This window comes from Pandoraea sp. XJJ-1, from assembly GCF_026802345.1.
GTDB classification, from domain to species: domain Bacteria; phylum Pseudomonadota; class Gammaproteobacteria; order Burkholderiales; family Burkholderiaceae; genus Pandoraea; species Pandoraea cepalis.
In genome coordinates this window covers 1,446,963-1,460,942 of the sequence record NZ_CP113827.1, presented here as the reverse complement: position 1 = coordinate 1,460,942, position 13,980 = coordinate 1,446,963, and the positions used below count along the sequence as shown (strand labels likewise).

The 13,980-nt window shown below is 66.5% G+C and carries 11 protein-coding genes; 3 read left to right on the top strand and 8 right to left on the bottom strand.

All coding sequences use genetic code 11. The annotated features are described in order from the left end of the window. Positions 1 to 100: 100 nt before the first annotated feature. Positions 101 to 1,354, bottom strand: coding sequence for a hydroxysqualene dehydroxylase HpnE (gene hpnE, locus OYT13_RS06620; protein ID WP_261938922.1), 1,254 nt, complete (start codon positions 1,352 to 1,354; stop codon positions 101 to 103). Further along, positions 1,354 to 2,202: a presqualene diphosphate synthase HpnD gene (hpnD, locus tag OYT13_RS06615; RefSeq protein WP_268567498.1), complete on the bottom strand. Its 849-nt coding sequence runs from the start codon at positions 2,200 to 2,202 to the stop codon at positions 1,354 to 1,356. The genes hpnE and hpnD overlap by 1 nt, the downstream gene beginning before the upstream one ends. A 176-nt stretch (positions 2,203 to 2,378) precedes the next feature. On the opposite strand from hpnD, the gene hpnC reads away from it, so the two are divergent. Further along, the gene (gene hpnC / locus OYT13_RS06610; RefSeq protein ID WP_268567497.1) at positions 2,379 to 3,242 is read left to right on the top strand and encodes a squalene synthase HpnC; all 864 of its coding nucleotides are present in this window, start codon (positions 2,379 to 2,381) and stop codon (positions 3,240 to 3,242) included. 198 nt (positions 3,243 to 3,440) lie between these two features. Then, entirely contained in the window at positions 3,441 to 4,619 is a 1,179-nt protein-coding gene (locus OYT13_RS06605) for an NAD(P)H-dependent flavin oxidoreductase (RefSeq protein ID WP_268567496.1), read from the top strand. Between the two features lie 6 nt (positions 4,620 to 4,625). Here the strand turns inward: OYT13_RS06605 and OYT13_RS06600 are convergent, their stop codons facing one another. Both OYT13_RS06600 and OYT13_RS06595 read right to left on the bottom strand, forming a co-directional pair. Next, entirely contained in the window at positions 4,626 to 5,264 is a 639-nt protein-coding gene (locus OYT13_RS06600) for a hypothetical protein (protein ID WP_268567495.1), read from the bottom strand. Positions 5,265 to 5,445: 181 nt separating this feature from the next. Then, positions 5,446 to 6,177 carry an SDR family NAD(P)-dependent oxidoreductase gene (locus OYT13_RS06595; protein WP_261938926.1) on the bottom strand — a complete coding sequence of 244 codons (732 nt, stop codon included), beginning with the start codon at positions 6,175 to 6,177 and terminating at the stop codon, positions 5,446 to 5,448. Between the two features lie 165 nt (positions 6,178 to 6,342). Here OYT13_RS06595 and OYT13_RS06590 point away from each other — a divergent pair, with 165 nt between their 5' ends. Next, a complete protein-coding gene (locus OYT13_RS06590) occupies positions 6,343 to 7,296 on the top strand; it encodes a LysR family transcriptional regulator (RefSeq protein ID WP_268567494.1) in 954 nt (317 codons plus the stop codon). 21 nt (positions 7,297 to 7,317) lie between these two features. Here OYT13_RS06590 and OYT13_RS06585 read toward each other — a convergent pair whose 3' ends face one another. The 4 genes from OYT13_RS06585 to OYT13_RS06570 all read right to left on the bottom strand — a co-directional run bounded on the left by OYT13_RS06585 (position 7,318) and on the right by OYT13_RS06570 (position 13,882). Beyond that, positions 7,318 to 7,758, bottom strand: a complete 441-nt coding sequence (locus tag OYT13_RS06585) for a hypothetical protein (protein WP_268567493.1) — start codon at positions 7,756 to 7,758, stop codon at positions 7,318 to 7,320. 108 nt (positions 7,759 to 7,866) lie between these two features. Continuing rightward, entirely contained in the window at positions 7,867 to 9,315 is a 1,449-nt protein-coding gene (locus OYT13_RS06580; RefSeq protein WP_261938929.1) for a short-chain fatty acid transporter, read from the bottom strand. A 126-nt stretch (positions 9,316 to 9,441) separates the two neighbouring features. Next, positions 9,442 to 10,386 (bottom strand): ornithine cyclodeaminase family protein, encoded by a 945-nt coding sequence (locus OYT13_RS06575; RefSeq protein ID WP_268567492.1) that lies wholly within the window; start codon positions 10,384 to 10,386, stop codon positions 9,442 to 9,444. A gap of 34 nt (positions 10,387 to 10,420) precedes the next feature. After that, a complete protein-coding gene (locus OYT13_RS06570; protein WP_268567491.1) occupies positions 10,421 to 13,882 on the bottom strand; it encodes a molybdopterin-dependent oxidoreductase in 3,462 nt (1,153 codons plus the stop codon). Positions 13,883 to 13,980: the final 98 nt, after the last annotated feature.

The following is a 13,980-nucleotide window of genomic DNA, read 5'->3' as shown; positions in this document are numbered from 1 at the left end:
GCGTGTGATCGGCGCGGCGTACGCGCCGGTTAAACAGTGTCATTGACGATAGGTGCCGGGTTCTGTCGCCCGGCTCATGCGCGAGACGGTTCGACAAGCCTCAGGCGGGGTGCAGCACGTCGGCCGCCCGGTTGCCGCTGCGCAGCGCGCCTTCGATGGTCGCGGGCAGGCCGGTGGCCGTCCAGTCTCCGGCGAGCGCGAGATTGCGCCAGCGCGTGCGCGCGCCGGGGCGACGCTTGTCCTGCGCCGGCGTTGCCGCAAACGTGGCGCGCTTCTCGCGCACCAATTGCCACACCGGCATCGGCGTGGCGGGTACCTGACAGGCGCGCGCGACCTCGTTCCAGATGCGCAGCGCGAGCGCTTCCCGCGATTCGTCGAGCAAATGATCCGCCCCGCTGATCGTCACCGACAACCGGCCGTCGAACGCGAAGATCCAGTCGCTCACGCCGTTCACCACGCCGATCATCGGCGGGCAGCCCGGCGGCGGCGGCACCTGGAAATGGGCGTTGACGATGGCCCGGTATTCGTCGGGCGTCGTCAGATCCGGCACCAGCCCAGCCGCCACGTTTGGCGGCACCGCCAGCACGACGGCATCGTCCGCCGCCAACGCCTGCGGTCCGTCGCCAAAATCGATCGATTCCACACGACTGTCATCCGGCGAAAATCCCAATGCCCGCACGCGATGCTGCATCATCACGCGTGCGCCGTGCGCTTCCAGGAATGCCAGCGCGGGCGTGACGAACGACACGTCCAGGCCCTCGCTCGCGATCAGCGGATGACAGGCCTTGCCGCCCGCCGCGAGCGTTTCGCGAATAACGGCGGCCGCCATCTGCGCAGAGCCTTCGGCCGGATCGGCGTTGAGCACGGCGAGAAACAACGGGTGAATCAGGCGCTGATAAAGCGCGGGCGGACAGCGCATCGCGTCGGTCATGGTCGCGTCGGGTCCGGCGCGCAGCAGCGGCGCGAGCGACAGGTAGTCCAACCACTTCGTGCCCGGCACGCGGGCGTTGCTGTCGAATATCCACCATGGCAGGCGCCCTTCCGACAGACGCACCGTCCAGCGCTCGTCGCTCGTCAGATCGACGAACGCGAATTCCGCACGATCGGGGCCGGTCAATGTGTGTTCGGAGCCGATGGTGCGCGTAAATTCGCGCATCGTTGTATTGCCCGAGAGCACCAGGTGATTGCCGTTGTCGATCACCGCGTTCAACTGCCGGTCGAAGTAGGACCGGCAGCGTCCGCCCGCCTGCGGTGCCGCCTCATGCAGCACGACCGGCACGCCACGCTTCACGAGCCTTACCGCGGCGGCCAGGCCTGCCAGACCGGCACCGATAACGTGAGCCGTGCCCGACATCAGAACGCCATCTGCCGCAGCAGCATCAGCATGAGACGCCAGCGCGGCACACGCACGCGCTCGCGAGGCAAGGCGAAGCCGCGCGCAATGAGCTTGTCGAGGATCGCGCCGTAGGCTTTGGCCATCACAGCGGGCGCAATCACCACGCGGCGCGGGTACGGCGCCATGATGGCACGCGCCTTCGCATAATGTTCTCGGGCCTGCGCCACCAGGGGCGCACAGGCGCGGTCGAGCTGGGCGGCAACGACGTTCTGCGGCGTGGCGCCCACGATGCCGGCCTCGGCCAGCGTTTCGCGCGGCAGATAGACGCGGCCGATGCCGGCGTCTTCGTCGATGTCGCGCAGGATATTCGTCAATTGCAGGGCACGGCCGAGGTGATAGGACAGATCGATACCGTCCTGCTCGGGCATGCCGAACACCTTGACCGACAGACGACCGACGGCGCTCGCCACGCGATCGCAATACAGATCGAGCGTGGGCAGGTCGGGCGCGACGATGGGGCCGCAGGCATCCATTTCCATGCCGTCGATCACGGCGAGAAAGTCGTCGTGCTTCAGGCCGAACTGCTTGACCACGCGGGCAAGGTTCGCGAGCGACGGCGCCGGGCGTCCGTCGTACAGATCGGCCAGATCGCGTCGCCACGCGGCCAGACGCGCCATGCGGCTCGCCGACGTGTCATCGCCGTCGTCGGCAATGTCGTCTACGGCACGGCAAAAGGCATAAATCTCGAACATGCCTTCGCGCTGCGCGGGCGGCAGAATGCGCATGGCAGCGTAAAAACTGCTGCCCGACGCCACGCGTGCGCTGCTTGGCTCAGGCGACATTTCGATCGGTTCGGCGACGCTCACGAGGCTCCTCGTCGTGCAGGGGAACGGGGTGACACCACGGAAAAAACTCAGGGGATTCTTGCAAGGAGGGAAGTATACCGGGGATTGGCGCGACTTTCCCGCCAGGATTCGGAACGATAGCATAGAATCTCGGGGCCCTCAGCGCTGCCGCGTTGCCCCATTTGCCCACCCGCCTGATGACTTCCGACGCCAAGATCGAGCATTACGAGAACTTCCCGGTCGCCAGTATCCTGCTGCCGCGCGAGATGCGCGCGCCGGTCGGCGTGATCTACAACTTCGCGCGCACGGCCGACGACATTGCCGACGAGGGCGATGCGTCCGACGCCGAGCGTCACGCCGGCCTCGCGGCGTACCAGGCGGAACTCGACAAGATCGCCGCCGGACAGCCCACGTCGCCCGACAGGCCGCTCTTTGCGGCCCTCGCGCGTGTCATTGCCGAGCATCGGCTCCCGGTCCAGCCGTTCTCCGACCTGCTGAGCGCGTTCGATCAGGACATCGACGTCAAGCGATACGCGACATTCGCCGATCTGCGCGACTACACGCGCCGCTCGGCCGACCCGGTCGGGCGCATCATGCTCGCCCTTTTCAAGCTCGACACGCCCGAGAACATCGCCTGCTCGGACGACATCTGCTCGGCCCTGCAACTCATCAACTTCTGGCAGGACGTGGAAGTCGACTGGCGCAAGGCGCGCGTGTACCTGCCGCAGGACGACATGGCCCGGTTCGGGGTGACCGATGCCGACATCGGCGCGCAGGCGTTCGACGAGCGCTGGCGCGCGCTCATGCGCTACGAAGTCGACTTCGCACGGCGGATGATGCTGCGCGGCGCGCCGCTCGCCAACCGTGTGCCGGGCCGCTTCGGCCTGGAACTATGTTGCGTGGTGCATGGTGGATTGCGCATCCTCGACCGGATTGAAGCCGTCAACTACGACGTCTTCCGTCATCGTCCGCAACTGGGAAAGGCCGACGGGCTGCGCGTGTTCCTGCGTGGCCTCGGCATGAAACTGAGCGGCACGCCGCCCAAAGCCGGCGCGGACTAGCGTCTGCTCACAAGCGGCCACACGCGGGGCCAGCGGCTGCGACGTCATGCCGCAGGCTCCACACCGTCTGAGTGCGCCCGCGCTTGACCCATCGCAAGTCCCGTTCGCGGGGCAGGTGCCAGACTGCCCTTTTCGCGTGGGCGCGCCGTCACACGGCGCCATCGCCCGCGCGAGCCCACCTCGATGGACGGAACTGACATGAACGAGCAATGGTTGACGCTGGCCGGCCGCCGGCTGGTGCCGGTAGTGCAAGGCGGCATGGGCATCGGCATCTCCGCGCACCGGCTCGCCGGCACGGTGGCACGGCACAACGGCATGGGGACGATCGCGAGTATCGATCTGCGCCACCATCATCCTGACCTGCTCGCCGAAGTCGACGGCCTTCACACCCCCGAGGGCAAGAAGGCGGCCATCGAGGCGGTCAACCTGATTGCACTGGACCGCGAGATCCACGCCGCCAAGGCGATTGCCGACGGTCACGGACTGGTGGCGGTCAACGTCATGAAGGCGGTGAGCGCACACGCATCGCTGGTACGACAGGCGTGCGAGAGCGGCGCCGATGCCATCGTCATGGGTGCCGGATTGCCGCTCGACCTGCCGGAACTCACGGCGTCTCATCCAGGCGTCGCGCTCATCCCGATTCTGTCGGACTCGCGCGGCGTCAGCCTCGTGTTGCGCAAGTGGATGAAGAAGGGCCGCCTGCCGGACGCCATCGTCATCGAGCATCCAGCACATGCGGGCGGGCATCTCGGCGCGTCACGCATCGAAGAGCTGGGCGACGCACGCTTCTCGTTCGATCGCGTGCTCGCCGAGTGCCGCGAGATCTATGCGACGCTCGGCATCGAATGGTCCCGTGTACCGCTGATCGTGGCCGGCGGAATCCACCGTCACGAGCAGGTTCGGCACTGGCTGGCGCAAGGCGCGGCGGGCGTACAGTTGGGCACGGCGTTTGCCGTGACCGAGGAATCTGACGCGCATCCGGCGTTCAAGGCGGTGTTGGCGAGCGCACGGCCGGAAGACATTGCCGAGTTCACCAGCGTGGCCGGGCTGCCTGCGCGTGCAGTGCTGACACCGTGGCTGAAGAAGTACCTCTCGCGTGAGACCGCCCTGCAAGCGAAGGCAAAGGTGCGGCAGTGTCTGGAAGGATTCGATTGCCTGCAGGCCTGTGGGCTGCGCGATGGCGTGGCGCGCATCGGGCAGTTCTGCATCGATCTGAAACTCGCCCAGGCGGTGCGTGGCGATGTGGCGCGCGGACTCTTCTTCCGTGGCCGCGACCCGTTGCCCTTCGGCGAGCGCATTCGACCCGTGGGCGATCTCATGCGTTATCTGCTGACGGGCGAGCGGCCGGAGGACGGCGACACGGCTGCGGTCGCATAGCCGTGCTCACTTGGCCGGCGCCGCCGGTGCGGGCGCGCTGGCTGCGGCATCCTCCGCCCCGCTCGGATGGCTGGCGCCCCCGGCATCGTCCGCACTGACGGGCGCGGCACGTGCCGCAATTCGCCGGTCGAAGAACGCGGCGAGCGCCGGGTCGTTCACCTTGAGATCGAACTGACGGTCATCCACCGCCGAGAAATAGCCGTCGCACAGATCCGCTTTCGCGCTCTCGGTCGGCTGATCGTCGATGCTGCGGGAATAGACGACAAACTGGCGCTCGACAAGCATCGGCAATTGGTTGCGCAGCAAGTCGTCGAAGCGCGCGCGCGCTTCGGGATCGGTATAGGTGGATTGCAATTCGGCACGCACGCGCCGGCCCTCCGCGAGATAGTCGCGGTGCCGCGTCTGCCACGCGCGCAATGCCGCATTCCCGTGCGTTCGGGTGGCCGCGCCATAGAGCCCGCACTTCTGCACGAGCCGCGCGAGCACCTCGCCGACACCTTCGGGGGACGCGATCGCCGCCCCCATCAACTCGGCATCGTTCTTGTACTGCGGCGGCTGCGCCAGCGCCGCGGCCGCGCACACGCTTGCCGCACCCACGATCGCGCAGGCGACCAGGCGTCGCCCACCGTTACCAAATGGCTTCATTGCCGGATTGTCGGAATGGCGGGCTCGAACGGCCTCGCTCTCGGAGCTATCGCATCGGCCACGACGTCGATGCTGGCATCTTAGCCGAAGTGACGTCTGGAGGTGCGCGGCGGTAACGTCTTTCGCCGAACGCTGCACTCGACAGACCGCTGCGGGAGCAGCAATCCGTTGTGGCACATCATCACCATGGCACCGTACGACCGAGATAGTCGACGTAGTGCAGTCCGGCGCGCCCCTCGTGCGCCGTGATGGTGTCGATCAGGTGGGGGATGCTCTCGTCGATGCTCAGACGCGCGTCCGCCCCGCCCATGTCCGTGCGTACCCAGCCGGGGGCCGTCAGCAGCAACGTGCGCGTGTCGTCGCCATGCCGCGCCGCGAAGCTGCGCATCAACATGTTGAGCGCCGCCTTGCTGGCCCGGTAGACCTCGTAGTGGCCGTTCGTGTTGTTCGTGACGCTGCCCTGTCCCGAGGACATCACCCCCAGCGTGCCGCCGGGAGGCACAAGCGACTCGAACGTCTCGATCACCCGCATTGGGCTCAGCGCGTTCGTCACCATAACGCGCACGAACTCCTCGGTCGACACGTCGGCAATCGTCTCACGGTCGTCGTTCTTCACCCCGGCGTTCACGAAGAGCAAATCGACACGGCGCCCCGCCAATCGCTCGCGCAATGCGGTGACTTGCGCCGGTATCGCGATATCGACCGTTTCGACCTCCAGCGCACCGCCGACGGCTGCGCCCAAGCTATCAACCAACGCATCGAGCGCGCCAGACGACCCTTGCCGAGCCGTGGCGATGACATGCCAGCCGCGCCTGAGATACGCCTGCGCCATTGCGAAGCCCAGACCGCGCGATGCGCCAAACAGCAAGACAGTTTTTTGCGGGGAAACTTGGGAGATTGTTTCGTTCTGCATGCGTCGTTCCTCGTATCCAACGTCGCCCGCACGTCCGCGACGGAATGCCGGGAGGCGGTACGACGTGTGCTGTGAGGGACTATAGGTCGATGCAAGACATGGCGGAAGACGCAGCCGTTGCACTGATAACATGCGCGTAACGCCACATCTCGTTCCGTCGCCCCCATGACCGACCCCGATCTGAACCTGCTAATAGCGCTGGATGCCCTGCTCGCCGAAGTCAGCGTGGCAAGTGCCGCACGCCGGTTGGGGCTGAGCGCATCGGCGATGAGCCGTACGCTGAGCCGCTTGCGCGACACCACGGGCGATCCGCTGCTGGTTCGCGCCGGTCGCCGCATGGTGCTCACGCCGCACGCCGAGCAATTGCGCACGCGCAGCCGAGGCGCCGTCGACGAGGCTCGCCTACTGCTCGCGCCCGCCACATCATCGCCTGACTTCGCCACACTGCGCCGCACCTTCACGCTTCGCGCCAACGATGGCTTCGTCGACGCCTTCGGCGCGTCGTTGATTGCCGCGCTCACACAGGCGGCCCCGTTCGTGAGCCTGCGCTTTCTGTCCAAGGCGGAAAAGACCGCGATGCCGTTGCGAGGCGGGGAGGCCGATCTGGAAATCGGCGTGCTGGGGGACATCGGCGGGGCGAGCAACATGGGCCCGGAAATTCGCCTGCAGACGCTGTTCCGCGATCACTTCGTGGGCGTGGTGCGTTCGGGCCATCCGCTCGTCGCGCACGGCGCGCCGGACGCCGAGCGATACGTTGCGTTCGGGCATGTCGTGGCATCGCGGCACGGCGCCGGGCGGGGGCCTGTCGATGTCGCGCTTGACGCGCTGGGTCTGCACCGCGATATTGTCGCGGTGGTGCCAAGCTTTCCGGCGGCGTTGTCCGTAGCGCAGGCGTCCGACTTGATCGCGCTGGTGCCTGCGTCACTCATGAGGCAACGCGCCGCACAGCGGGTCGCAACCTCATCCGCGCCGGTCCACGTGTTCGACCTGCCGGTGACGACAGGACAGATTGCCGTGTCGTTGATGTGGCATCCCCGAATGGACGCGGACCCCGTTCATCGCTGGCTTCGACAACAGGTGCTGTTGGTGTGCCGCCCGGACGATGTCGCATCGCGATAATCGAAAGCGGTAAGACGGCGCTTATCGTGAGGTGGTCGCCCCACATTGCACCTGCCCCGACACCGGATCTCGCTTGCAAGCGGTGGGCCCCTGCTCGTTGAAGTAGACCGCACCCTGCGCGTTCGTCGACGCGCCCGGGAAACGACCTTGCGGCGCGCGTTGCGGATCCGTCAGTTGCCTCATCTGCATATCGTTTGTCGCGGACGACTCACGCTGGCGTTGTGCCTGCCGCTCACCCTCCGCCATGCCCTGCTTGAACCGTGCGCCAACGCCGCCTTCCCGTTCATGTGTCGACGCAGGCGGCGTAAGCCCCACGCCGGGCTGACCACCCGGCGCGGCCTGATTCGACTGGCGGATGCTGTTCAGATCGCCACTCTGCAAGTAGGACTGAGCGGCCGCGCCACCGGCCACCGATATTCCTGCGGTGGCCAGGCAGGCGATCAGCAAGGTTCTGGCTGACATGTTTCGAATTCCCCCGTGAAGTGCGACATGGATCACCTTTTTCGGGGCACAGTGTAGCGCCAATCGCAATCCGCTTCGACCTCCGAAGTTCGCGCGACAACCTACACCTCACGGCATGACCGGCGGGTGATACGTCAATGTCTGCGCGAGCAGCCACAGCATGACAATGACCACGGGGAAGTGCACCAACAACTGCGTGAACGTATATCCGACAATGTCGCGCGCGCGCAGACCTAGCACCCCCAGCAGCGGGAGCATCCAAAACGGATTGATCAGATTCGGCAGCGCTTCGGCTGCGTTGTACACGGTCACCGCCCACCCCAGGTGCACATGCAGGTCGTTGGCTGCCTGCATCACATACGGAGCCTCGATGATCCACTTGCCGCCGCCCGACGGCACGAAGAAGCCCAGTACCGCCGAATACACGCCCATCACGCCCGGGAAAGACGTCTGCGACGAGATCGCCACGAAGAAGCTCGACAGGTGGTGCGAAAGCGTCGCCCCGTCGATGCCCGGCGCTTTGGTCAGCAGATAGGCAATGCCGCCGTAGAGCGGGAACTGGATCAGCACGCCCGCCACGGACGGCACCGACTTCGCGATCGCATCGAGAAACCGGCGGGGACGCCAGTTCAGCAACATGCCCAACATCAGGAACACGAAGTTGTAAGTGTTCAGATTGGAGATCGCCAGCAGCGGATCCTTTGTCGTGAACTCATGTCCGATCCAGAGCACGCCCAGCGCCACGATCAGCACCGTGACTACCGGGCTGTATTCAAGCCAATCTCCTGGGCGTTGCGCACGCACGTAAGGCTTTGCCATATCGTCGAGCGACACACCGAGGTCGGCCGCGATGGTTGCGCGGTCGTCGCGCGGTGCCGAGTAGTAAGCCAGCGCCACCGACACCACCGTCAGCACGGCGGCAATCGCCATCGATTGCGGCAGGAAGATGGTGTCGGCGAACGGAATGACGCCGGTGATCTCGACCAGCGCCTTCGGCAAGCTTGCCGGGTTGGCCTGCAACTGCGCCGCCGACGAACTCAGGCCGAGCGCCCACGTCGCCCCCATGCCCAGATACGCCGCGGCGCCCCCCGCACGGTAGTCCATGCGAATGTCGTCGCGGCGCGCAATCGCGCGCACCAGCAGGCCGGCGAAGACCAGGCTGATGGCCCAGTTGAACAGCGAGAGCACGATACTCACAAATGCCACATACGCCACCGCGCTACGACCGCTGCGCGGCAGCGTGGCCATCTTGCGGATGAGCAACGCCGCGGGCGGCGAGACGGCCACCACATAGCCCGAGATCGCCACGATGGCCATCTGCATCGTGAACGGGATCAGGCTCCAGAAACCGTCGCCAAAGGCCACGCCCACTTTGACCGCCGGGACACCGATGGCGAGCGCGCCGCCCGCGCATACGATGACGGCAAGCGCCGCGAAAAGATAGGCGTCCGGAAACCAGCGCTCGGACCAACGCGTGACCGCCGCCGCCAGACGTTCCAGAAGTCCGCCGTCCTGCGGCGTCTCCGACATGCTCGAAAGTGAATTTCCCGGTTTCATTGCCTGTGTTCCCTTAGGTTTGTCATGATCGGCACCGCCGCACCTCGCGATGCGCGCCCCGTCCCCAGCCCTGCGGCAGCGACCTTTCATCGCCGCCGTCGTCCATCGCCCGCTGCCTGCGTCGCGTCAAGCGTGTTGAGTCGCCTGCCAGACGAGCGTGGCGGCCGCGAGATCTTCCAGCGCTGTCCCTACGGCCTTGAATACCGTGCGCTCACCCTCGCCGCTGCGACATCCGCGTCCTGCGCGACACAGGTCGGCCAGCGTGCCGCGCACGTCCGACGCGGTGAACACGCCTCGCGACATCGGTCCGAGCAACTCCCCCGATTTGGCCAGCGCTTCGTCGGTGTCGACGTACAACGAAGCGCCGGCAAAGCAGAGATCGTCGGCTTCGCGCATCTGCGGCGTAAAGCTGCCAATCAGATCCAGATGGACGCCCGGCGCCAACCAGTCGCCCTGCACGACGGGCTCGGTCGCCAGCGTTGCGCAGGTGACGATGTCCGCGCCCTCGACGGCCGACTTCGCGGTATGACACACGACCGCGTCGAGACCTTGTGCACGCAGGCGATCGACCAGACGCCCGGACGCCTGCGCATCGCGATCCCACACGCTCACACGTGTGATGGGGCGCACCGCACGATAGGCCAGCGGCACGAGCGCCCCCACGCGGCCCGCGCCGAGCAGCGCGAGATGCGACGCATCGTCTCGCGCCAGATACGAGGCAGCCAGCGCAGAGGCCGCCGCCGTGCGGCGCGACGTGATCTCGTTGCCGTCCATCTGCGCCAGCGGCACGCCCGTCGTGGCGTCATAGAGCAGATAGGTCGAATGCAGACCCGGCACGCCGCGCTGCGCATTGGCCGGTGCGATGTTGACGGTCTTGATGCCGAGATAACCGCCGGGCTGCCACGCGGGCATGATGAGCACGGTCATCGCATCGCGCGTACCCGATTCCGAGATGACGTGCGTGTGGCGCAGCGGCACGTCGCATCCGGTGACGAACAGGCTACGAAGCGCGTCGAGCAACGGGCCGAAAGCCAATGCCTCGCGAGTGGCGTCGGCGTCGATGAATTTCATGAGTACAGCTCCTCGTCGAGGTGGAAATGAGATGTCAGGCGTCGAGCACGATGGCTTCGCGCGGCACGGCCTGACAGGCCAGACACATGCCGGGCTCGTCGAGCGCCACGTCGCCCAGGTGCTCGACCTCGCCGGCCAGCACGCGCACCGCACAACTCTCGCATTGCCCGACACGGCAACCGCTTGGCAGTGCCAGCCCCAGCGACTCGGCAAACGACAACAGGCTGCCGTGCGACGGCATCCAGACAGCCTCGCGGCCCGAGCGAGCGAACGTAACGGGCCACGCGGCCCCGGCGTCCACACGCGGCGCGCTCGGCGAACGGAACGCCTCCTTGAACATGTCGAACGCGGGTACGCCACGCGCCGCCAACCCCGCCATCACGGCCGTCATCATGGGCGCCGGACCGCACAGGTAGAAGCGTGCGCGTCGCTTGATCAGGTCGTCGGACACCACGGCCGCAGACAGCCGTTCTGCCGAGGCGTAGTCGCGACCGAGCACATCCGCCTCGCGCGGCGCGTCGTAGTAGTTGAAGACGCGCACGTTGGACAGACGCTGCGCAAGCGCCGCCAGCCGATCCCGGAAGGCGTGCGTGGCGCCATTGCGGTTGGCGTAATGCAGCCAGACGTCGGGCAGCGGCAAGGGCGCGCGTTCGGCCTGCTCCGCCAGCGATTCCAGATAGCAGAGGAACGGCGTGATACCAATGCCGCCGGCGAAACACACCACCGGCTGGCGGCTGCGCAGCGGCATGACGAAGCGCCCGGACGGGGCGCCCAGTTCGATCACGTCGCCCACGCGAGCGCCGGTGTTCAGCCAACTCGAGACCAGGCCGTCAAACGGTGTGCCCTCGGACGTGCGCCCCTGCTGATGACGCACGGCAATGCGATAGCCGCGACGGTCGCGCTCGCTGGAGGGCCCGGTGAGCGAGTACGCACGTGTTACGGGCTGCCCTTGCCCGGGAATCGATACGCGCACGGTAACGTGCTGCCCCGGCAGATAGTCGGGTAGCCCCACGTCGTCGAGCGGATCGAGCGCGATGGCGCACACCCCCTCGGCCGCGGCATCGAGCGCGGCAATGCGAAAGCGCGCCATGCCGTCCCATGGGCGGCGGGCCGGATTGCTCGCCGGATCGCGCGCAACGTCGCATCGAAACGAGCGCAACGGCGATGCACCGCTGATCGGATCGATGTCCTGCGTCGTCACCAGTGCGTTGAAGTTGCTCGACTGATCGCCCGCCATCGCGAAACCGTCACGTCCCACGCTGTCGCAAGCCTGCCACCAGCCGTATTCGGCAAGCAGCACGTCGAGGCCCAATCCGGCATCGAACGCCGCGCGAAAGCGCGCGACCCCGGCCGGCGTCGTCACGCGCACCCAATCGCCTTCGGCGATGTGCCTGCGCGCCGCCAGCGTCGGATGCAGATGCACCACGGGATCGGGGGCGCGCATGCGCAGGCTCGCGAGTCCGCGATGCTGACTGTGGCAGTAGTAGCCGTTCTTGGTCGAACCGAGCAGCAACGGGAAGCGCAGCGCCTCATCGTCGCTCACGGCACGGGGCGCCACATGCGCCGGTACCGGCGGATATCCGTGACGCAGCAGATGCTCGGAATACAGCTCGACACGCCGCGTTTCGGTGGCGAAGCCGCGCACATCGCCGGCCTCGGTGCGCGCGTATTTGCGCTCATATTGCGGCTGCGGACGCGAAATGCCCTCGGGATGCGCGCGCAACGTCTGCACGTCGAGCCCGAGCGGGGCGAGTTGATGATTCCAGCCGGCATCGAGACTGCCGCCGAAGAAGGCGTCGCCCATGCCCAGGCGCACTGCGAGATCGAACACGATGTCGTTGTCGCTGCGCGACTCACCGCGCGGCGACACCATGCGCTGGCGAAGTTGGATCAGTGCGTCGGCGCGATCGTCGATCTCGAAGCCGGCGCGCAAGCCTTCGCGTTCCCATGGCGTGTTCACCGGTAGCACGATATCGGCGAAACGCGCCGACGGCGTTTCGAACAGATCGCAATGGACGTGAAACTCGAGCGCTTCGAGCGCCTCGCGCGCCATCGCATAATCCGCCTGCGACGCCAGCACGTTGGTACCGAAGCAGAACAGCGCGCGCACACGATAGGGCGTGCCATCGAGAATCGCGCGGTAGGTATCGCGCGCGGTCACCCAGCCGCGCGCAGGCGGTCCCAGCGGACGCGCGTCGAGGCCCAGCGCCCTGGCCTGCTGCTCGGGGCTCAAAAGATCGTGCTGACTGACGGCATTCAACGGTTGACGCGTCATCACGCGATTACCCCCGCGTCTGTCGAAGCTGCCGGTCAGTGCGTACAAGACCGCGATGGCGCGCTCGATTTGCGTCGCGTTCGCGTGCTGCGCGACACCCGACCATGCGTGATAAGCGACGCGCTGTGCCCCGGTGAAGAGGTCAGCGGCGGCGTCGAGCTGCGCAGGAGAAACGCCGCAGAGTGCGCTTACGGTCGCCGCGTCGTAAGCGGCCAGCCCCGCGCAGAGATGATCGAACGCCGGCCGGCAGGCAATGCGCGATCCGTCGCCGGACATCACCGCAAACTCGCCGCGCAGGGCGGCTTGGTTCGCCGCGTCGCGGCTCAGCGCATGGGTCGTCTCGTACGGCTGCGGTGCCGCCGCCGCTTCGTTCCAGATCACGAAGGCTTCCGGCGACACGCCGACGTGCGTCGCAGCCACATCGCGTACGCGCAGGAAGTGCCCGTTGTCGTTGCGCACGAGCAGCGGCGCATTGGTCCACCGGCGCACGAACATCTCGTCATAGCGCCCACTGTCGATCAAACGACGGGCGAGACCGAGCGCCAGCGCCGCATCGGTGCCGGGCCGCACGGGCAGCCAGGCATCGGCATCGGCGGCAAGCGGTGTCTTGCGCGGGTCGACGACGAGCAACTTGGCGCCACGCGCCCGCCCTCGCCCGATCGCGTTCGCCTGGCTCAACCACGTACTCGTGGGGTTGTGGCCCCAGACCATGATGACGTCTGCCTGCGCGTAATCGGCGGTCGGCATGCCGCACCCGAACGTGAACGCGTGCGCGAAATCCTTGTGCCAGTTGCAGATTTCCGTCGCGTAGATCGTGTTCGGGCCACCGAACACCCGGATGAAGCGCTCGATCCAGTCGATGCTGTCTGATAGCGGCGTGCCGCTTGGGGTCGTCACGCCAAACGCGACGGCATGCGCACCGCTCTCGCGACGGATGTCGCCCAGTCGCGCAGCGATTTCGGTGAGCGCTTCGTCCCACGAGATGGGCGTCCAACCCGGGTCGTCCGCCCCCTTCGGCGTGGTGCGGCGCAGCGGTGTAGTCAACCGGTCGGGGTGATGCACCAGCTCCGGCGCCGCCTTGCCCTTGCGGCACATCGCGGCGCCATTCGGATGCGACGGATCGGGTTCGACCGCGATCAGCGCATCGTTTTCCACGCGAGCCAGCGTGCCGCAGCGGGAGCGGCACAACGTGCAGAACCCGGGCTTGACCTCCTGAACCATGTCTCATGCGTCTCTATAGGAATCGATGTTCCGATGCTATACAGCCGTCACTTTTATTACTAATATAAAAAATATAGTTTGCAATATTGATTTTTTAA

What these genes read in the sequence shown, in the direction of transcription:
- hpnC (WP_268567497.1), top strand. Translation starts at nt 2,379, where the DNA reads ATGACTTCCGACGCCAAGATCGAGCATTACGAGAACTTCCCGGTCGCC.
- OYT13_RS06600 (WP_268567495.1), bottom strand. Translation starts at nt 5,264, where the DNA reads ATGAAGCCATTTGGTAACGGTGGGCGACGCCTGGTCGCCTGCGCGATC.
- OYT13_RS06575 (WP_268567492.1), bottom strand. Translation starts at nt 10,386, where the DNA reads ATGAAATTCATCGACGCCGACGCCACTCGCGAGGCATTGGCTTTCGGC.
- OYT13_RS06570 (WP_268567491.1), bottom strand. Translation starts at nt 13,882, where the DNA reads ATGGTTCAGGAGGTCAAGCCCGGGTTCTGCACGTTGTGCCGCTCCCGC.
- OYT13_RS06580 (WP_261938929.1), bottom strand. Translation starts at nt 9,315, where the DNA reads ATGAAACCGGGAAATTCACTTTCGAGCATGTCGGAGACGCCGCAGGAC.
- hpnE (WP_261938922.1), bottom strand. Translation starts at nt 1,354, where the DNA reads ATGTCGGGCACGGCTCACGTTATCGGTGCCGGTCTGGCAGGCCTGGCC.
- OYT13_RS06590 (WP_268567494.1), top strand. Translation starts at nt 6,343, where the DNA reads ATGACCGACCCCGATCTGAACCTGCTAATAGCGCTGGATGCCCTGCTC.
- OYT13_RS06595 (WP_261938926.1), bottom strand. Translation starts at nt 6,177, where the DNA reads ATGCAGAACGAAACAATCTCCCAAGTTTCCCCGCAAAAAACTGTCTTG.
- OYT13_RS06585 (WP_268567493.1), bottom strand. Translation starts at nt 7,758, where the DNA reads ATGTCAGCCAGAACCTTGCTGATCGCCTGCCTGGCCACCGCAGGAATA.
- OYT13_RS06605 (WP_268567496.1), top strand. Translation starts at nt 3,441, where the DNA reads ATGAACGAGCAATGGTTGACGCTGGCCGGCCGCCGGCTGGTGCCGGTA.